The 19,500-nt window shown below is 62.8% G+C and carries 17 protein-coding genes; 3 read left to right on the top strand and 14 right to left on the bottom strand.

Annotated features, from left to right (window positions below):
- Positions 1-11: 11 nt before the first annotated feature.
- Positions 12-980, bottom strand: a complete 969-nt coding sequence (locus CMV30_RS12480; RefSeq protein ID WP_175414859.1) for a glycosyltransferase family 2 protein — start codon at positions 978-980, stop codon at positions 12-14.
- Between the two features lie 144 nt (positions 981-1,124).
- Between CMV30_RS12480 and CMV30_RS12475 the strand changes: the two genes are divergently transcribed.
- Positions 1,125-1,820, top strand: coding sequence for a glycosyltransferase family 2 protein (locus tag CMV30_RS12475; RefSeq protein ID WP_096056339.1), 696 nt, complete (start codon positions 1,125-1,127; stop codon positions 1,818-1,820).
- Between the two features lie 85 nt (positions 1,821-1,905).
- Here the strand turns inward: CMV30_RS12475 and CMV30_RS20785 are convergent, their stop codons facing one another.
- Positions 1,906-2,433, bottom strand: coding sequence for a type II secretion system protein (locus CMV30_RS20785; RefSeq protein ID WP_096056338.1), 528 nt, complete (start codon positions 2,431-2,433; stop codon positions 1,906-1,908).
- 343 nt (positions 2,434-2,776) lie between these two features.
- On the opposite strand from CMV30_RS20785, the gene xseB reads away from it, so the two are divergent.
- Both xseB and dxs read left to right on the top strand, forming a co-directional pair.
- Complete coding sequence (gene xseB / locus CMV30_RS12465; protein WP_096056337.1) at positions 2,777-3,022, top strand: exodeoxyribonuclease VII small subunit; 246 nt, start codon at positions 2,777-2,779, stop codon at positions 3,020-3,022.
- 70 nt (positions 3,023-3,092) lie between these two features.
- The gene (gene dxs / locus CMV30_RS12460; RefSeq protein ID WP_096056336.1) at positions 3,093-5,036 is read left to right on the top strand and encodes a 1-deoxy-D-xylulose-5-phosphate synthase; all 1,944 of its coding nucleotides are present in this window, start codon (positions 3,093-3,095) and stop codon (positions 5,034-5,036) included.
- Positions 5,037-5,211: 175 nt separating this feature from the next.
- On the opposite strand, the gene CMV30_RS12455 is transcribed toward dxs, so the two are convergent.
- The 12 genes from CMV30_RS12455 to CMV30_RS12400 form a co-directional block, all read right to left on the bottom strand.
- A complete protein-coding gene (locus CMV30_RS12455) occupies positions 5,212-5,721 on the bottom strand; it encodes a tetratricopeptide repeat protein (protein ID WP_217494386.1) in 510 nt (169 codons plus the stop codon).
- A 14-nt stretch (positions 5,722-5,735) separates the two neighbouring features.
- Positions 5,736-7,442, bottom strand: coding sequence for a GspE/PulE family protein (locus CMV30_RS12450; protein ID WP_096056334.1), 1,707 nt, complete (start codon positions 7,440-7,442; stop codon positions 5,736-5,738).
- Positions 7,443-7,484: 42 nt separating this feature from the next.
- Positions 7,485-7,976: a GspE/PulE family protein gene (locus CMV30_RS12445; protein WP_096056333.1), complete on the bottom strand. Its 492-nt coding sequence runs from the start codon at positions 7,974-7,976 to the stop codon at positions 7,485-7,487.
- A 53-nt stretch (positions 7,977-8,029) separates the two neighbouring features.
- Positions 8,030-9,058: a GTPase ObgE gene (obgE, locus tag CMV30_RS12440; protein WP_096056332.1), complete on the bottom strand. Its 1,029-nt coding sequence runs from the start codon at positions 9,056-9,058 to the stop codon at positions 8,030-8,032.
- Positions 9,059-9,202: 144 nt separating this feature from the next.
- A complete protein-coding gene (locus CMV30_RS12435; RefSeq protein ID WP_096056331.1) occupies positions 9,203-10,066 on the bottom strand; it encodes a nidogen-like domain-containing protein in 864 nt (287 codons plus the stop codon).
- 164 nt (positions 10,067-10,230) lie between these two features.
- Positions 10,231-11,568, bottom strand: coding sequence for a cell division protein FtsZ (gene ftsZ, locus CMV30_RS12430; RefSeq protein WP_096056330.1), 1,338 nt, complete (start codon positions 11,566-11,568; stop codon positions 10,231-10,233).
- 11 nt (positions 11,569-11,579) lie between these two features.
- Complete coding sequence (gene ftsA, locus CMV30_RS12425) at positions 11,580-12,788, bottom strand: cell division protein FtsA (protein WP_245844171.1); 1,209 nt, start codon at positions 12,786-12,788, stop codon at positions 11,580-11,582.
- 1 nt (position 12,789) lies between these two features.
- Complete coding sequence (locus tag CMV30_RS20475; RefSeq protein WP_096056328.1) at positions 12,790-13,875, bottom strand: cell division protein FtsQ/DivIB; 1,086 nt, start codon at positions 13,873-13,875, stop codon at positions 12,790-12,792.
- On the bottom strand, positions 13,872-14,813 hold the full coding sequence (locus CMV30_RS12415; protein ID WP_096056327.1) for a D-alanine--D-alanine ligase family protein: 942 nt from the start codon (positions 14,811-14,813) through the stop codon (positions 13,872-13,874). The genes CMV30_RS20475 and CMV30_RS12415 overlap by 4 nt, the downstream gene beginning before the upstream one ends.
- Positions 14,810-17,152 (bottom strand): UDP-N-acetylmuramate dehydrogenase, encoded by a 2,343-nt coding sequence (gene murB, locus CMV30_RS12410; protein ID WP_096056326.1) that lies wholly within the window; start codon positions 17,150-17,152, stop codon positions 14,810-14,812. Before murB ends, CMV30_RS12415 begins: the two co-directional genes overlap by 4 nt.
- Positions 17,149-18,369 (bottom strand): UDP-N-acetylglucosamine--N-acetylmuramyl-(pentapeptide) pyrophosphoryl-undecaprenol N-acetylglucosamine transferase, encoded by a 1,221-nt coding sequence (locus CMV30_RS12405; protein WP_096056325.1) that lies wholly within the window; start codon positions 18,367-18,369, stop codon positions 17,149-17,151. Before CMV30_RS12405 ends, murB begins: the two co-directional genes overlap by 4 nt.
- Complete coding sequence (locus CMV30_RS12400) at positions 18,309-19,493, bottom strand: FtsW/RodA/SpoVE family cell cycle protein (RefSeq protein ID WP_096056324.1); 1,185 nt, start codon at positions 19,491-19,493, stop codon at positions 18,309-18,311. The genes CMV30_RS12405 and CMV30_RS12400 overlap by 61 nt, the downstream gene beginning before the upstream one ends.
- Positions 19,494-19,500 lie beyond the last annotated feature (7 nt).

Raw genomic sequence — 19,500 nt, 5'->3', positions numbered from 1 at the left:
CGATGACAGCCTCACTTCTTGTGAGGCCGGTACAAGCTTTGCAGCGGATGCGCCGGCGGCGTGATGATGTCGATCAGGATGGCCTGCAAAATCATCTGCGCGCCAAGGATGGTGGGCGTGAGCGCGAGCGCCACCGTACCCGATGTCTGCGGCACTCCGCTCACCGCACCCAGATGCCAGCGGTAGATCGCGAAACTCGCGCCGCCAAAAAACAACAGCGTGCCGAGCGCGAAAAACACGCTGGCCGCGTTGATATCGAGCAGGCAGTAGCGAAACAAAAGTCGCCGGAAAAAGTGCCTCAATAACCTCGGCGGAAATCCCAGCAGGCTGCGCATCACACTCAGGTTCGACACCTCATCTCCGTAGCGCGCTGGCACCGGCACATCCAGCACCGTGGCTCGCACGATATTTAAGTTCACCAGAAGGCTCGTCTCAAAAAAGAACCGCTTCGCAATCAACTCCTCCGACAGCTGCACGTAAGCCGCCCGGTGGATCGCGATGAATCCATTGGTGGGATCGGCGATGTGCCAGTGTCCGCTGGTGAATTTCACGAGCAACGAAAGCCCGATGTTACCCACCAGCCGCGCGACCGGCATCTGCCGCAACCGCTTCAAATCGAAAAACCTATTCCCCTTCGCGAAGTCCACCCGCCCCGCGAGGATCGGCGCCAGCAAGTCAGGCAGGTACTCGACGCGCATCTGCCCGTCGCCATCGAGCTTCACCGCGATCTCCGCGCCATCGGCGAAGGCCTGGTTAAACCCCCGCAACGTCGCCGCGCCGACGCCTCCGTTTTTCTCCATCGTCAGCACCACGACTCGCGCATCGCGACACTGCGCTTCCACCCACTTGCCCGACTCCTGCGGACAAGCGTCATCCACCACGTAGATCCGCGCCACGCTCGCCGGGACAGACTCGATCACCGCCAGCACGGTGTCGCGCACCTTGTAGGCTGGGATGACGATGGCGACGAGCGGCTCCATGAGGCGTGGTGTGGGTGGCTGAATGACGAAAGTCGCTACGCTTGATCGCACTCCCCCAAAAAGAAAGTCCATTCACGCCCGCGGTCCGTACGCGCACCTTTCGACTCGCTAGCCTTTCCCCGAGCCCCACAGGTTATCCCCGCCATGCCGACCCTCTCCGTTGTCATCCCCTGCTACAACGAACGCGCCACCATCCGCCGCATCGTCGATGCCGTCCGCGACTGCGGCGTCGGCTCCATCGAGATCATCATCATCGACGACTGCTCGACCGATGGCACCCGCGACATCCTCAAAACCGAGATCGCCCCCCTCGTCGCCCAGATCATCTACCACGAAACCAACCAAGGCAAAGGCGCCGCCCTCCGCAGCGGTTTCAAGCACGCCACCGGCGACTACGTCATCGTCCAAGACGCCGACCTCGAGTACGACCCGAAGGAACTCCCCGAACTGCTCGTCCCGCTCCTCTCCGGCAAAGCCGACGTCGTCTTCGGCTCCCGCTTCCTCGCCGGCCAGCCGCATCGCGTCCTCTATTTCTGGCACAGCGTGGGCAACCGCTTCCTCACCCTGCTCTCCAACATGGCGACTAACCTCAACATGACCGACATGGAGTGCTGCTATAAAATGTTTAAGCGGGAGATCATCCAGTCCCTCAACCTCGTCGAAAACCGCTTCGGCTTCGAACCCGAGATCACCGCCAAAGTCGCCCGCCTCGGCGTGCGCATCTTCGAAGTAGGCGTCTCGTACTCAGGACGCACCTACGCCGAAGGCAAAAAGATCGGCTGGCGCGACGGCTTCCGCGCCCTCTACGCCATCGCCAAGTACAACACCTGGTCCCGATAGTCTGCTTCGGTAGAGCTCGCAAAAAAGCCGTGAGCGACAAGCGCCCACGGCTGAGAGTAAACGAGAGCTATTAAGCTAAACTAGCTCAGAGCAGCTTGCCTTCGATATCGAACGCAACGGCCGTGAAAGTCGCCAGATTGTTGCCAGCGACTGGGCTCGTGACGCCGCCTTGGAGCTCGTCAGGACGAACCTGTGCGTGCTGGATGGTGAAAGCGGTGTCGTCAGCGCGGGTAACCGTCGTCTCGCCAGCGCCAAAGGTGGCAACTGCGGAGAGCGTGTAGTTCTTGCTGAGGACTTTGACGTACTTGCCCAGCTCATTAGCCGGAATCGTGCGGGTATTGAGCAGCACAACGGGAGCGTTGTTATCGATGAGGCCGCTAGCGGCTACATAATCCAACGGGAAGGTTTCGCCAGGAGCTGCACCGAAGTCGGTGGCGATCTGGGAGAGAGCGGAACCGAGCTGACGGGCGTCATTGATCATCGCTTTACCGATGGAGTTCCGACGGACCTTCTGGAAGGCAGGAATCGCCATGGCGGCCAAGAGGCCGATGATGACGACAACGATCATGATTTCAACGAGGGTAAAACCCTTCTTGGAGCGGTTAAGTTTCATAGGATATATCGAACGAGTTTGGATAGGATGGATAATAAACAAAGCTCAGCTGCGAGCAGTGGAGTTATTGATCGGTCACAGGCAGGCACCCGCAATAGCGAACACGGTCAACAGACTGTAAATGACATGCGAGAGCCTCCTGGGGTTGGGGTGAATGTCCTATATGGACCACGCAAACACGCCCAGAAAACCCACCTCCGCTCAAAACGCAAATGGGCGCGAGCCATCCGATGCCTCGCAAGAACGTGAAGCCCGTGGCGGTCCCGGAGGAGAAATCACTCACGCAAAGAGCCTCTCAAACTAGGTGTTGAAAACCCCTTTTCACGGCTCACATTGACCCGCTGTGGCCGACAAAAAGCATCCGCAACCTTCCTTCGAGGAAGCACTCACCCAGCTCGAATCCATCGTCGAAGCGATGGAATCCGGCGACGTGCCACTGGCCGAGTTGATGGCTCGCTTCGAGGACGGCACCAAGCTCCTCAAAATCTGCGAAACCCGTCTCAAGGACGCCGAGCTGAAGATCGAGCTCCTCAAAAAACAGTCCGGTACCCACACGCTCACCGCGTTCTCATCGCCCGGCGACGCCTGAGCGCCTGCCCGCCGCCGTCCTCCCGCACCACCTTCGCCCGCGCCCTTTTACGTCTCCGCCTCCCGACTCGATGAATCCTCCCGCCGACGCCTCTGCCGTCTCCGCCGCTCCATTACCACGCCTGCTCGATTCGATCCGCAGCCCCGCCGACGTCAAAGGCCTCGCCCCCGCCCAGCTCCCGCAGCTCGCGCAGGAAATCCGCGACGAGATCATCGCCGTCACGGCCAAAAACGGCGGCCACGTCGGCCCCAATCTTGGCGTCGTCGAGCTCTCCATCGCGCTTCACCGTGTTTTCTCCACGCCCGACGACCAGTTCGTCTTCGACGTCGCCCACCAAGGCTACGTCCACAAACTCCTCACCGGCCGCGGCGGCGAGTTCTTCAAAAAACTCCGCCAGACCGGCGGCGCATCCGGTTTCCTCACACGCGCCGAAAGCCCGCACGATGCCTTCGGCGCCGGTCACGCGGGCACCGCACTCAGTGCCGCCCTCGGCATGGCCACCGCCCGCGATCTGCGCGGCACCAGCGAGCACGTCGTCGCCCTCTGCGGCGACGCCGCCTTCACCTGCGGCGTCACCCTCGAAGCGCTCAACAACGTCGTCGCCTCCACCAAGCGCCTCATCGTCATCCTCAACGACAACGAGTGGTCCATCGCCAAAAACGTCGGCGCCATCTCGAAGTACCTCAACCGCATCAGCACCAACCCGACGTACAACAAGATCCACCACGATCTCGAAAAATTCTTCCTCGGCCTGCCCCACGGCCAGGACATGAACCGCCTGTACACGAAGTGGAAACGTGAGACCAAAGACTTCTTCGTCGAATCCAGCCTCTTCGAAAAATTCGGCCTCCGCTACCTCGGTCCCATCGACGGCCACAACCTCGACGAGCTCACCAAAAACCTGGAGTTCGCAAAACACGCCGACGGCCCGATCGTCCTCCACGTGCTCACCAAAAAAGGCCGCGGCCTGCCCGCCGCCGTGGAGCATCCGGAGAAATTTCACGGAGCCAGCCCTTACGACCCCGCGACCGGCGAGAGCAAAAAATCCGCTCCCGGCACCCCGCCCAATTACCAGGAAGTCTTCGGCCGCGCGCTCGTCCGCTTCGCCAAGGCCAACGCCAACATCGTCGGCATCACCGGCGCCATGCCCAGCGGCACCAGCCTCAACCACCTCGCCGCCGAGTGCCCGCGCCAGTTCTTCGATGTCGGCATCGCCGAGGAGCACGCCGTCCTCTTCGCCGCTGGCCTCGCCACCAAGGGCATCCATCCGGTCTGCGCGATCTACTCGACCTTTCTCCAGCGCGGCTTCGACCAGGTTGTCCACGACGTCTGCCTGCAAAACTTGCCTGTCACGTTCTGCATGGATCGCGCCGGCCTCTCGCACAACGACGGCGCCACGCACCACGGGCTCTTCGACATTTCTTACCTCCGCTGCGTGCCCAACGCGATCGTCATGCAGCCAAAGGATGAGGACGAACTCGTCGATCTGCTCCACACGAGCCTGCAAACCAAAGCGCCCACCTTCATCCGCTATCCGCGCGGCGCGGGCGTCGGCGTTCAACTCAAAGAAACTCCCGCCACGATCCCGCTCGGTCAGGCCGAAGTTCTCCGCGAGGGCACGCATCTCATCATCTGGGCACTCGGTCCGATGATCCCCGAGGCGCTCGCCATCGCCAGCCGCCTCGCCACCGAACACCAACTCTCCGTCGGCGTGGTCAATCCCCGCTTCATCAAGCCCCTTGATCGCACGCTCCTGCTCCGCCAGGCCGCGACGGTACCGCTCATCGTGACGATGGAAGACCACGTGCTCACCGGCGGCTTCGGCAGCGCGGTGCTCGAGGCGTTGCAAGACGCCGGATCAGCCACTGCCGTCGAACGCATCGGCTGGCCGGATAAATTCGTCGAGCACGGCAGCACGCCAGAAATCCTCCGCGCCGCCCACGGCCTGTCACCGGAAGATAACTACCGCCGCGTCGTCGCGCGCTGGAAAGCCGTCAGCGCGCCAGTCGTGTAATCGCCGGACATTTTCCCTGGTAGCGCCGACGTCCCCGTCGGCAATTTTGCGCAACGCGCCGGGTTTTGCTTCAACACGTCACTTCCCCTAACGCACTTCCGCCCGAGAAGTTCGATCCTCAATCCGTGCCGACGGGGACGTAGGCGCTCCCGCGATCGGAGCCGCTCAAAGCTCCTTACTTCAAGATCGCGTCTTTGATCTTCGAATTGGCGATCATGCCATCGATGGGCTTGGACTCGATCAGTTGCTTGAGCCCGAAGTTATCAGGATTCTCACGGCCGAGTTTTTCCAAAAGTTTGCGGGCATCGTCGGCGCGGCCAAGCAGCACGAGCGGGCGGAGCTGGCCGAGCTGGAGGTCGATGTTTTTGGGATCTTTCTTCGCTGCCTTTTCGCAGAGCTCAAGCTCGCGCTTGTAGGCTTTTTTCGCGCCAGATTTGTCGCCGAGCATCACGCGGTTCACACCGAGATTCGACCAGTACATCGACACCTCGGGATCGAGTTCGACGGCGCGGGCGAGCGCTTTCTCGGCACCGGCGTAATCGCGCAGCAGATTTTGCGTCTGGGCTTCGGCGACGAGCGCGGCGGCCTGGCTGCGGGCAACACTGGAGACTTCGACGTCCTTCGGTTTGCAGGCTCCGAGGGCGAGGATGAGGGCGACCAAAACGAGTGGGCTGAACGTGCGCATAGGAACGATCATCTTCAAAGATCCGGCGGCACCGTGGCAATCGCTTCTTCCATGGTCGTGAGACCTTCCTTCACTTTCAACATGCTGTCCTGGTGGAGGGTCTTCATGCCGTGGCGCATCGCGATCTTCTTCAACTCGGCGGACTCCATCTCCTTGTTGATGCCCTCGATGAGTTCTTCGTTCGCGGTCATCAGCTCATGAATGCCGAGACGGCCTTTGTAGCCGGAGTTGCCGCACTTCGGGCAGCCTTGCGGGCTGGCTTTGTAGATCTTGCCGCTCCAGCCGAGGGCTTTTTCCAGAATCTCCTTTTCGCGTCCGGTGGGCTCGATCTCGACTTTGCAGGTCTTGCACACGCGGCGCATGAGGCGCTGGGCGCAGACGCACAGGAGCGACGAGGAAATCATGAACGGCTCGACGCCCATGTCGGTCAGACGGGCGATAGTGCTGGGCGCGTCGTTCGTGTGGAGCGTGCTGATGAGCAAGTGACCGGTGAGCGCCGCTTCGACGGCGATGTTGGCGGTTTCCTTGTCGCGAATTTCACCGACGAGGATGATGTCGGGATCTTGACGCAGGAAGGCGCGCAGCGCGCTGGCAAAGGTGAGCCCGATCTGGCGGTGCATCTGCATCTGGTTGATGCCGGCGAGCGTGTACTCGATGGGATCTTCGGCGGTGCGGATGACGATCTCGGGCGAATTGATTTCACCGAGCGCGGAGTAGAGCGTCATCGACTTACCGGAGCCGGTCGGGCCGCAATGGAGGATCATGCCGTACGGCTGGCGGATGGCCTCACGATAGCGCGCGAGATTTTCCTCGGAGAAGCCGAGCATCGGGAGCGGCAGCGTGGATTTCTGCTTGTCGAGAATACGCATGACCACGCCTTCGCCGTGATTGAGCGGCGCGGTCGAGACACGCAGGTCGATGTCGATGGTCTTTTTCGTGTACTGCTTGAAGACGATGCGTCCGTCCTGCGGCAGGCGGCGTTCCGCGATGTCGAGGTTGCACATGATCTTGAGGCGGGCGACGAGTGCGGGGCCAACCTTGGCGGGGAGGCGGAGTTTTTCGTGGCAGATGCCGTCGATGCGGTAGCGGACGACCATTTCCTTCTCGCCGGGCTCGATGTGAATATCGCTCGTGCCCGCGTAGAACGCATCCTCGATGATCCGCGTGGAAAGCTGGATGATCGGGCCGGATTCCTCGGCACCTTCATCGGTGACATCGAGGTCAATCTCTTTGCTGCCGAACTCGGCGCCGAGTTTTTCGGCGATGTCGCCGAAGCCTGCGGCCTGCGCGGAGACGACGAACTTCTCCTTGATGTCTTTCTCGCGGCCGAGCATCCGGATGACCTTCATGCCGGTCATCTCCTGGATCTTCGCCGGCAGCGAGACCTCGAAGGGATTCGCGAACGCGATCAGGAGGAAGTCGCCTACCTGGCCAACGGGAACGACGAGGTGCTCCTGGCAAAACTCCTGAGGAAGCCGCTCGAAGGTGGAGGGGTTGGTGCGGAAGCGGGAGACGTTAAACGGCGCGAGGCCAAAGGCGCGGCCCTTGGCGGTGAGCATCTGGAACGACGAGATCTTGTACTCGTCCTGGAGGAGCTTGTCCAACTGGTCGCCGTTGAGCTCTTCGTCCATCACGGCGATGGTGTCGCGCTGGTCTTCCGTGAGACGCTCCATCTCGACGAGCTTGTTGATGATCTGGAGCTGAAATTTTCCGAGGGCCATGGTCGTGCGGGTGCGTTAGCGTTACGTCAGTTTTTCAAGGGATCAGCCGCGGGACTGGCCGGAGATTTTCTCCAGGAAGTCGCCGATCATCTCCAGGGTGGTGCCGTACCAGACGATCGGGCCGTTGAATTTCTTTTCCCAATACGTGCGGACGGCGGGGCTGAGGTAGTAGGCGGTGGCGACGAGGTGGAAATCGTCTTCGCGGTCAAAGGGCACTGTCCACGTGGCCCAGCAGGCGCCGACATCCATCGTCTTCTTCAATTCTTCCGAGGCGTCGTAATTGCGCAGATCGACCAGACCGAGGCCGTGTTCGTCCACGAGGTGCTGGAGCACATCTTCTTCGCGCAGGACCTTCATCTTGAACGCGAGGATGCCGAGGACGGTGCTCTGGCGCGGATGGTCGCCGGCGACGACTTCGAGGAGCTGTTCGTTGGCGGTTTCGAGATCCTCGATCTTGACCAGATTCTGCTCAACGAGCGTGGCGCCGAGCAGACGGTTGGCGCGCATCAGGAGGGGGCGATGTTCGGAGGACATGAAAGGCGTTGGAGAGATCGGGGCAGGTCAGAGCGGATCGAGAGCGAAGCAGATCAGAGATCGGCGCTCGGGGATTTTTTCACCACGGGGCGGATCTTGCGCACGCGGCGGCGGAGTTCGTCTTTGAGTTTTTCGAGACCGGTGCCGTCGAGGCAGGAGATCTTGAGGATATCGACTTTGTGGCGACGGCTGAACTTGGTGAGGTTTTCCTTCGCGCCTTCGAGGTCCATTTTGTTGGCGACGACGACACGGGGTTTCTTGAGGAGCGCGGGGTCGTAGAGCTTCAGCTCTTTGACGAGCGTGGCGTAGTCCTCGCGCGGGTCGCGGTTGTCCACGCCGGCCATGTCGATGAGGAACATGAGCAACGCGCAGCGCTCGATGTGGCGCAGGAAACGGTGGCCGAGGCCGCGGTTCTCGCTCGCGCCTTCGATGAGGCCGGGGACGTCGGCGAGGAGGAGCCGGTCGTATTTTTTGGGGAAATCGATAACGCCGATCTGCGGATGCAGCGTGGTAAAGGGATAGGCGGCGGTCTTCGGGCGGGCCTTCGTGATCTTCGTGGTGAGCGAGGATTTGCCGGCATTGGGGAAGCCGACGAGGCCAATATCGGCGATGCTTTTGAGGACTAGGCGGAAGGAGCCGGTTTCGCCCGGATGGCCAGGGTTGGCACGTTTGGGCGCGCGGTTGGTGGAGGTCTTGAAGTGGGTGTTGCCCCAGCCGCCGTTGCCGCCTTTGCAGAGGACAATTTGTTCACCGTCGTTGATGATCTCGGCAACGACTTTGCCGGTGGCTTCGTCGGTGACGACGGTGCCGAGCGGGAGTTTCAAAATCGCGGGGACGCCATCGCGGCCGTGACAGTCCGCGCCCTGGCCATGTTCGCCTCGTTCGCCGCGCCAGTGAGGCTGGTACTTGAAGTCGATGAGGTTGTTCGTGTCGTCATTGCCGACGAGGATGACATCGCCGCCGCGGCCGCCGTCGCCGCCGTTCGGGCCGCCCCAGGGCTCGTATTTTTCGCGGCGGAAGCTCACGCAGCCGCGGCCGCCGTCGCCGGCTAGAACTTTAATGACACACTCGTCGATGAACATGGCGGAGAGTTACACGTGGATGCAGGAACGGACACAAACCAATAGCACGGCCCGCGCGGATACGGTCCGTGCGGGCAAAAAAAAGCAGGCACCCGGTGAAGGGTGCCTGCGTCATCGGCACGTTTGAGCGGCCGGTGAAATGAATCAGGCGCGTTTGGCGCGGCGGCGGAAGGCGACGAGCGCACCGAGGGCGAGCGCACCGATGAGGCCGTAGGTGGAAGGCTCTGGGACAGCCGAACCCTCGACCGGAGGATTCACGATGACGCCGCCGTTGCGGACGCTGAAAGCGTAGCGACCATCCATCGAGGTGCCGTCGAAGGCGACGCCGAGCTGGTTGTAGATCAGACCGGTGGAGGCGTTGCTATCGAGGAAGAACTGGCTGATGCCGGAGCCATCCAACTCGAAAGCCGAAGCGGGCGTGCCGTTGGAGTAACCGATGTGAACGGGGGTGCCACCGAGGCCCTGATCGTTGCCGCCGCTGGCGGTACCGGTTTCCCAGTTGATGTCGGTATAGTTGAATTCGAAGTCGAAGTTACCGGCGCCGGTGTCGCTACGATCTACGAGGACCAGCTGGAAGCTGTTGTAGATCGGGAGCACGTTGAAGACGCCAACATTGACGTAGTTGACCGCGAAGGCCGCGTGACCGCCGAGGATGCCGGTGCCATAGGTCACCAGGCTGGAATCAGAGCCGCGGGTATCCACGTCGGCAAAGAAAGGAGCGATGATGACACGGCCGGAGTTCGGGATGCCGAACGGGGTGAAGGTCGAGAGCGGGGAGTCGAACGTGATGTTGCCGTTATTGTTCACGTAGGTCTGGGAGTAGGTCGTGCCAAAGAAGTTGGCGCTGAACCCGATGTTCACCAGGCCGGTGGACTCGTCGTCGTTACGAGCGAGCGAATTCGCGTTATAACCGGTGAAGCTGCGCAGCTGGGCCGAGGCCGTGAGCGCGGTGGTGGCGAACAAAAGCACTGCGGATGCACGCAATGCGGTGAGCTTTAGGGAGGTCATGTTGAGTGTGGGAGCCCGGGGTTCCGGAGCTGCATCGCCACTTTATTGCAAGTCGCCGAGGAATCCTATCAGGCAAACCCTTAACGATAGGTAATGTTACCCATACTAATTCGGGGGATGCCCCTTGGGTTTAGCGGGGCCAAAAGCGCCGGAATCGGAACGGATCAGAAGGCGATCTTGATGCCTTTGCGGAGGTACGTGGGCACGTCCAAATCCTGGCCTTCGAAGAGGTTGCGATCCGTCTTGTCGAAGAACCCGCGGCGCTCGATCTCGCCGAAAAGAAACTCGTCCTGTGCCGGTTTTGCGCCGTGCAAGTTGAGCGGGAGTTCGGCCATGGCTGGGGCGGCAGTGCGGGAGGGGGCGCTGCTAGTTTTGGCCGTTGCGGAGAATGGGGATGCCGAGGCGACAACGGCTGGGGCGGTGGCGGTTTCGGGCGAGGTGGATCCGGGGGCGACAGGAAGTGGCGACGTTGTCTGGCGGGCGCGGACGGCGGGCGTGGTGCGGCGAGGAGAGACGCCGCGGGTGCCGAGGTCGGTGGTGCCGAGGACGCAGATCTCGACCTGGTTTTGGAGGCTTTCGTCGATCACCGCGCCCATGATGACGTGCGAGTCGCGGCCGAATTGGTCGGTCACGGCGGTCATGATTTCGTTCACCTTGGGTAGCGTGAGATCGGTGCCGCCGACGATGTTAACCAGCAAGCGGTCGGCCTTGCGGGAGAACTCCGGTGTGTGCAGGAGCGGGCAGAGTTTCAGGTTCTCGATCGCATCGGTGACGGCGTTTTCGCCGGAGCCATTGGCGAGACCGAAGAGGGTTTTGCCGCCGCGTTGATGGAAGACCTGGCGGAGTGTGGCAAAGTCGAGGTTGATGAGGCCGGTGCGGAAAAGCATCGACCAAATCGAGCGCACGCCGCGGCCTATCCAGGCGTCGGCGCGGGCAAAGGAGTCGAGGGCGGTTTCGCCTTCGGCGGCTTCCTGAAGAAGCATGTCGTTGGGCAGCGGGATGACGGCGTCGCAAACTTTGCGGAGGGCGTTGAGCCCGTCTTCGGCCTGTTTGATGCGGCGACCGCCTTCGAAGCTGAAGGGCATCGTGGCGAATGCGATGACGAGCGCACCGGTTTCGGAGGCGATCTCGGCGACGATCGGGGCGGCGCCGGAGCCGGTGCCGCCGCCCATGCCGGCGATGAGGAAGATAAGGTCGCAGTCTTTGACGACAGCGGAGATTTTTTCGCGGTCGGCTTCGGCGGCTTCACGGCCTAGCTCGGGGTCGCCGCCCGCGCCGAGTCCGCGCGTGACGCCGGTGCCGATAAGAATTTTGTCCTGAACCGGAGAGGTCGAGAGCGCCTGATGGTCGGTGTTGATCACGGCCATCTGGAGGCGCTCCAGATTTTCCATTTTCAAGCGGTCCACGGCATTCGAGCCCGCGCCGCCGACGCCCACGAGTTTGATCGCGATGTTGCGGTCGGTGAGGATCTCGGTGGTCAAAGGAAGTTCGTTGGGAGTCATCGGGGTGAGGCTCAGACGCTGGCGAAGAGTTTGCTGAAGAATCCGCCACTGCGGCGGCGCACGGGCTGGGCTGCCTCGGCTTTGGAGTTGAGGCCGAAGTAGAGGAGGCCGAGGCCGGTGGCGTAGCCGGGGTCGCGGAGGTTTTCGTTGATGTAGCCGGGGAGTTCGCCGACGCGCGCGGTGGCGTCGAAGACTTTGGCGGCGGCTTCGGCGATGCCGGGAAGTTTTGCGGTGCCTCCGGTGACGACGACGCCTGCGGCGACGCGGTCGGTGGTGAATGCGGGGCCGAGTTTTTTCTTAACGACTTCGAAAATCTCCCAGATGCGGACCGAGCCGATTTGCTCGATGGCTTGCTTGGGGAACTGGCGGTCGCCGATGGCGAAGTCGCCGTTGAGCCAGACTTTTTCGGCTTTGTCTTTGGTGGCGATCGTGGCGCGACCGAAGCGGTGTTTGAGTTTTTCCGCCTGACCTTCGGTGAGGCGCAGGCCGAGGCTGAGGTCGTTGGTGATGTGACTGCCGCCGACGGGAATCACGCCGGTGAGATAGGCGCAGCCGTCGCGGTAGAGAACGAAGTCCGTGGTGCCCGCGCCGATGTCGATGACGAGCACGCCGTTTTGGCGGTCTTCGGCGGAGGTGACCATGGTGCCGGAGGCGAGGCTCGCGAGGATGAGCTCGGCGACGGGAACGTTGAAGCCGCGGATCACGTGGATGTTGTCGGCGATCTTGTTTTCCTGGCCGTGAACGGTCCAGTAACCGACATCGAGGCGCTGGCCGACGAGGTGCTCGGGATCGGGCACGAGGCGACCATCCAGGTGAAACGGGCGGCGGATGTTGTGAACCACCATGCGGCCTTCAGGGAGATTCTTGGACTTCGCGAGACGGCACACCGTATCGATGTCCATCGGGCTGACCATGTTGTTGGCAGCGGAAACACTGACGGAGGCTTCGTTGTAGAAGCCTTCGAGGTGGCCGCCGGTCTGCGCGAGGAAGACTTCGTCGATGCGCACGCCGGCGCTTTGCTCGGCGGAGAGAAGGGCGCTGTGGGTCGCGTCGCTGGCGGCGCGGAAATCGACGACGGCACCTTTGATGACGCCGCGCGACTGGCATTCGCCGTAGCCGATGATGGAAAGAGAGCGGCCGTTGGAGAGCTCGCCGACGAGGACGGTGACTTTGGATGTGCCGATTTCGACGGCACCGATGTAGCGGGTTTTTGCGGTCACGTTAGAGCGGAGAAGTAGGCTGCGATTGGAAGAATGCGGAAGGACGTTGGGGCGCGGAGCGCGTCGGGCGCGTGTTGTTGCGCGGAGTCTGAAGCGCGGGAGTAAATTGGGACGGGCGACCATTGCTGACAGCGGCCGGAGTTGTGGAGGCAGGCTGAGCGCCGGGAACAGGATCGGGCTGCGCGTACACGACCGGGACGAGGATGCCGTTGGCGGAAAGACCGACGGCGAGATTGACCGAAGCGAGTTTGCGGCCGTCAGGCTCGGTGCGCGTGCGGTCAATGATGAGATCGAGCTGCGCGAGCTGTTTCAGAAAGTCATCGCGCGTGCCAAAGGTGATCTCGGGAATGTCAGCGGACTTCACCACGAGCACACCATCGACGGAGAGACGCGCGAGCGAGACGATGCGCCAGCGCGCATAGAGATCGAAGGCGTTGGCGCGGGCGGTACTGAGGAGATCGCTCACCGTCTCCATGCCTTCGACGGGTGCGAAGCCTTTGCCTGAGCGCTTCAGTTTCAAGCCGTCCAAGTAAGGCAGCAGCTCGGTGCGGTCGGCGGCGAAATTGATGCCGGGGAAAACAAAACCGTCACGGGAAACCAGGTAATCACCGAGCGAACCATCCGTCGCGGGAACGCGCACGCGGGCGACGGGCATGCGTTCTTCGAGGACGACGGCGAGCTTGTCGGGAAACTTGCGCGCGAGCACGGCGGTGCGGACCTGCGGATGAGCGAGCAGGCGTTCGCGGAGCGCGTAGAGATCGAGCTCCATCAGATCGATGCCCGTAGGCAGATCTAGCGTGCGGGAGACCCACGCGTGATCGAGGGGACCGTCGCTTTGCAGGACGATTTCGCGCACGGGCGAGTTTTTCACCGGAGCTTTGAGCGTCACCGGGTCGTGCTGCCAGAGCAGGAAGAGTTCGTATCCGCCCCAAAGTGACGTACAGACGATGGCGATGATGCCGATGGTCTTGAGCGTGGCGAAGGCCAGGCGCTTGCGTCCCTCGCCCGACATCGAGCGTGACGCGATATCCTGGTGGATGTCGCGCCAGCTGCGGGCGGGGGGAGAGATGTGCGCGGGCGCGTTCATGCGTTCAGCAAATGCCCGGCTGCGCGAAAACGCCCCAATGCGGGTGTGACGAGTTCTCTTACCAAGGCCGAAAAATCCAAACCGGCGCAACGTGCGCTCATCGGCAGCAGGCTGGTTTCTTTCATGCCGGGCAGCGTGTTTATTTCCAGTAAAAACAGGCCGTCGCGCTCAGAAAGTATGAAGTCAACGCGCGCGTAGTCGCGGCAGCCGCACGCGGCGAACGCCGCCTCGGCCGCGAGCTGCACCTCACGGGTGGTATTTTCGTCGAGCGGCGCGGGCGCGAAATACTCCGTGAGACCTTTGGTGTACTTACTCGTGTAGTCGTAGATCCCGGACTTCGGCCGGATCTCGACGATGCCCATCGCGCGTCCGCCGATCACGCCGACGGAAAGCTCGCGGCCGACGATGCGCTGCTCGATGAGCCAGTTTCCGGAGGTGGCGGAGGCAAGACCGTCGATCAGCTCGGCGCGCGTAAGGATCATCCGGAGACCAACGCTGCTGCCCTGATCGTTTGGCTTGAGGACGACTTCGGTCCCGAGCTCGGCGGTGACTTGATCGGGCGAGGGTTTCTGAGACGCGGCGAACACGATCGCCCTGGCACCTTTCACACCACGGGCGGCGGCGGCTTGTTTCGTGAGGGTTTTATCCATCGTCAGCGCGCTGCTGAGCGCGTCGCAACCGGCGTAAGTCACGCCGGCGGCATCGAGGAGTCGCTGCATCGCGCCGTCTTCACCAAAGGTACCGTGGAGCGTGGAGAAAACCACATGGCGGACCGGATCTAGGCCGGTGGGCAATGACTCGTCGTCGATCTGGAAAAGCTGGGTCGGAAAACTCCGAGCCAGGGCGGTGGCGCACGCCGCGCCTGAGCCGAGCGAGACTTCGCGCTCGGGGGAGGTGCCTCCGGCGAAGACGGCGATGATAGGTTCACTCGTTTTCATAAAACGTCCTTCCACTCCTGACCGTAGAGCAGCACTTCGGGTTCGAGCTTCACGCCTTTGGCTTGTTCAACGCGTGCGCGGACGCGGCGGACGAGTTCGATCACGTCGGCGCTGGTCGCGTGGCCGCGGTTCACGATGAAGTTGGCGTGGACGGGCGAGACCTCGGCGTCCCCCACCCGCTCGCCCTTGAGGCCGGATTCATCGATGAGTTTTCCGGCGGAAGTGCCGGGGGGATTCTTGAAAATGCAGCCCGCGCTCGGTTCGCGCGGTTGGGATTTCTGACGTTTGTCGCGGTAGGTATCGATCTGCCGGGCGATGTCGTCGGCGGCGGATTGCGCGGCGGGTTTTAGAAGCGCACCGAGGGCAATCGCGTCGTGGAGTTCAGCGCAGTGGCGGTAGTCCACGTGCATCTCGGACTTCTTCATGACGCGTTCTTCGCCCGTGTAAGTCATGAGGCGGACTTCCTCGACGACATCGAACATCCAGCCGCCCATCGCGCCGGCATTCATGCGAAGCGCTCCGCCGACATTGCCGGGAATGCCTTCGAGAAATTCGAAGCCGACGAGACCGGCTTTGGTCGCGAGACCGCAGAGATTTTTCAAACGCAGTCCGGCGGCGACCCAGACGCGCCCATCGGGCCGCGGCTCGAAGAGCTGCCAGTTCGCGTGATTGAAGGAAATGACCACGCCCTCGACTCCGCTGTCGGGTATCAGGAGATTGGAGCCGCGGCCGAGGATGTGGATCGCCACCGAGCGGGAACGCGCTTCGAGGAGGATTTGGCGGAGATCGTCGGCGGAGGCGGGCTCGATATAAATACGGGCGGCGCCACCGACGCGCATGGTGGTTTTCTCGGCGAGCGACTCTTCGCGTTTCACTTTAGTCGCGGGGGAAACTTTCGAGCGGAGCGTGGCGACCAACTCGTCCCAACCAGCGGCGGCTTTTTGTTTTTCGATCATGAGGGCGACCCACTCGCGGGCGCGTTGGTCGATGTCGCCCGCGCCGACGAACGCGATGAGATCGCCCGCAGTGACTTCGCGCGCGAGGCGATTGAGCAACGCAGCGGCTTCACCGGGATAATAGACGGCGGGAAGCGAGGGGGCGTTTTTGCGCAGGTCGGCGTAGAGATCGGCGGTCGTGCCACCGGAGATGAGCGCCTCGCCCGCCGCATAGACATCGAGCAGGTGGACGCGATCTGCGAGTGCGAGCGCGGCGGCGAACTCGGATTTGAACTGCGCGGTGCGGCTGTAGCGATGCGGTTGAAACACCGCGATAAGGCGGCCGGTTTTCGTGAGGCGGCGGCGCAGGCTCGTGAGGAGCGCGCGAATTTCGGACGGGTGATGTGCGTAATCCTCGATGACCGTGAGGCCGTCCGCGGAGTGCAGCACCGACTGGCGGCGCCGCACTCCCGGGTAGTCAGCAAGCATGGCGGGCGAAAGTGGCGCCCCCATGAGATGCGCGGCGGCCAGCGCGGCGGTGGCGTTGGCGGCGTTAAATTCTCCGAGCGCACGCACGGCAGCGTGCGATTTCGGGAAAAGATGGTTGAGCGCGAGCGTCTGTTTTTCGTCGGTCTCGCTTTCGCTCTGTCCGCGATAATCGCCGGTGCGACCAAAGGTGTGGACGGGCGCTGTGCCGCGTTGTTGTGACGCGACGCGCGCCGAGAGCGCGCAGGCATCGCTCACGAGCACGGCTTGTTGCGTGCGCTCGAACAGCTCGGCAAAGGTCGCCTCGAGGTCGGCCTGCTGGCGGTAGTAATCGGGATGATCCCAGTCGAGATTCACCGTGACGGTGAGCGTGGGTGAGAAGCGATCGATGGTGCCGTCGCTCTCGTCGATCTCGGCGACGATCCAGTCGTTGGAGCCGGCGCGGGCGGGCGAAACGGCGTCGTCGTTGAAGAGTCCGCCGAGCACGTAACCGGCGGGAAAATTCGCACGGCGCAGCGCGGTGATGAGCATCGCGGTCGTCGTGGTTTTTCCGTGAGAGCCACAGATGGCGACGAGTTTTTTATCACGAACGACTTCGGCGAGGAGTTCGCCGCGACGGACAATGGGGAGTTTGCGGGAGACAGCGGCAACGGATGCTGGATGCGCGGGTGAAATCGCCGATGAGCAGACGACGAGATCGCAGTTCGCGGGCACGCCGCCAGCGACGGTGAGCACAACGCCCGCGCGTTCGAGATGAACACGCATCGTCTCGATCATCGCATCGTCTTCGCCACTGATGGTGAAGCCGAGCTGCGCGAGGTAGATCGCGAGCGGGCCCACGCCCATGCCGGCGACGCCAACGCAGTGGATGGATTTCACCTCGCGGGAGAACAGCGTGGGAAGCGGCGGGGTTCTCATGAGGTGCTACCTCCGGCGGAGGCGTGGAGCGGTGCGGAGGACGAAGCTGTTTTTGGCGCGGCGGAAGTGCCGCCGGTGAGTTGCTCGATGTCGGCGATCATGACGCCGAGGGCGTTGGCTTGGTCGAGGCGTTGGAGCGCGTCGCGGAATTTGCGGAGCTCGGTTTCGTTGGCGATGAGTTCGCGCACGGCGGGGGCGAGTTCGTCCATGCACGACTGCGCGAGGGTGATCCCGCCGCCCTGCTCCATAAAGTAACGCGCGTTGGCTTCTTGATGATTATCGGCCGCATGCGGGAACGGGATCAACACGGATGGCGTGCCGCAGCGGGCGAGTTCGGCGAGCGTACCCGCGCCGGCGCGCGAGACGACAAGATCGGCGGCGGACATCAATGTGCCCATGCGATCGCAGAAGGGAGAGAAAATGACTTTGGCGGTGCCGCCGTCGCGGCGCAGATACTCGGTGACTTCGCCCTGGTTTTTGCCGAGGCCGGTGACGCAGTAAGTCTGCACGCCATCGGCGGCGAAGGCGGCGGCGTTGGCGCGGGCCCAGTCGTTGAGCGCGGTCGCGCCCTGACTGCCGCCGAGAATGACGAGGACGGGTTGCTTCGGATCGAGGTCGAGCGCGGTGCGCGCGGATGCCGCAGCTTCGCGCACGATCTCGCGGCGCACGGGCAGGCCGAGGGAGAGGAGTTTGCCTTCTTTGAGTCCGGGGAGGGCGACTCCAGGCGGCAGATACACGCGGCGGGCGAGTTTGCTCAGGCGGCGGATGGCCCGGCCGGGGACGTGGTTGGCCTCGTGCAAGGCGACCGGTACGCGATGAAGAAAGCCTGCAAGGATGATGCTCGCGGTGGTGAAACCGCCGAAGCCGACGACCGCGTGCGGACGTTCGCGGCGGACGAGGATGAGACCGAAGGCCAGGCCTTTGAGTTGCTGCCAGAGGAAGCGGGCGAGTCCGACGGGCTTCCAGGAGAACGGCGCGCCGGGGATGCGCAGGAAGGTGAAGTGCGGGTATTTTTCGACGAGCCGCGCATCCACTTTCTTGTGACTGATGAGCAGCGTGACGCGGTGTCCGCAGGCGACGAGGCCCTCGGCGAGGGCGATGCCCGGCGAGAGGTGTCCACCTGTGCCGCCGCAGGCGATGAGGAAGCGTTTGCCGCTCACGTCCCCGTCACCTCCTGCATGGCGCGGCGCTTGCGTGAGAGCGTGGAGCGCGGCCACGAGCGCTGCGTGTTGACGATGACGCCGATGAGCAGGCCCATCAGCAGGAGATTGGAGAGGCCGGCGCTGATGAAGGGGAGCGACATGCCTTTGGTGGGGAAGATGCCGGTGACGACGCCGAGGTTGATGATCGCCTGGAGTGTCATCAGCAGGATGCAGCCGGTCACGAGCAGGAACTGAAACATGTTGGGCGCGCGGCGCAGATGAACCAGCCCGGCGACGAAGATCGCCATGAAGAGGCCGACGACACCGAGAGTGAAGATCATGCCGAGTTCTTCGCCGACAACGGCGAAGATGAAATCGGTGTGGGCCTCGGGCAGGAAGTTGAGTTGCTGCCGGCCTTGCCCGAGACCGGCGCCGTCCACACCGCCGACCGCGAAGGCGGCGAGCGATTGATAAAGTTGATACGTGCCAGACTGCTTGTTGCCCTCAACGTCGAGGAAGGCGACGAAGCGGCGCAGGCGGTTTGGGTTGTGAATGACGAGTACGCTGAAGGCCGCGACGGCGAGGCCGACCGTGGGTAAAATGTAGCGCCAGCGCGCCCCGGCGAGGAACAGGAGCACGAGGCCGATGCACAGCGTGAGCGCAGCGGTCCCGAAATCGGGTTCGAGGATGATGAGGCCCGCGAAGCCGCCGATCATGGCGAGCGGGATAAAGTAGCCGCGTTTCAGATCGCCGATCTTCGTCTGGTTAACGGCGAGGTAGTGCGCGAGGCAGAAGACCATCGCGAGTTTCGCCAGTTCGGAGACCTGCAGGCGCACGGGGCCGAAGCCAAGCCAGCGGCTGCTGCCTTTAACGGAAATTCCGAGGCCGGGAATGATGACCGCCACGAGGGCGACCACCGCCGCGATGCCGACGATCCAGACGTAGCGGCGCATGTGCTCCAGATCGAGGCGGGTGACGATCCAGGCGAGGGCGCCGGCCATCGCGACGCCAAGGAGCTGCTTGTTGAGGTAATAGAACGGGCCCTGTTTGAAGGAGGCGCTGGCGCTGAAGAGGATCGTGAGTCCGAGAAACGTGAGCGCCACCGCGCAGGTCACGATCACCGCCGCAGGGCTGAGCGTGAAGTGTCCGCGCGCGGTGCCGGGCAGAGGCGAAGCGGTCGTGGCGGTGGCGGTGCTCATGTTCTCG

The organism is Nibricoccus aquaticus, from assembly GCF_002310495.1.
Classification (GTDB): domain Bacteria; phylum Verrucomicrobiota; class Verrucomicrobiia; order Opitutales; family Opitutaceae; genus Nibricoccus; species Nibricoccus aquaticus.
This window is presented reverse-complemented; position numbering and strand designations above follow the sequence as displayed.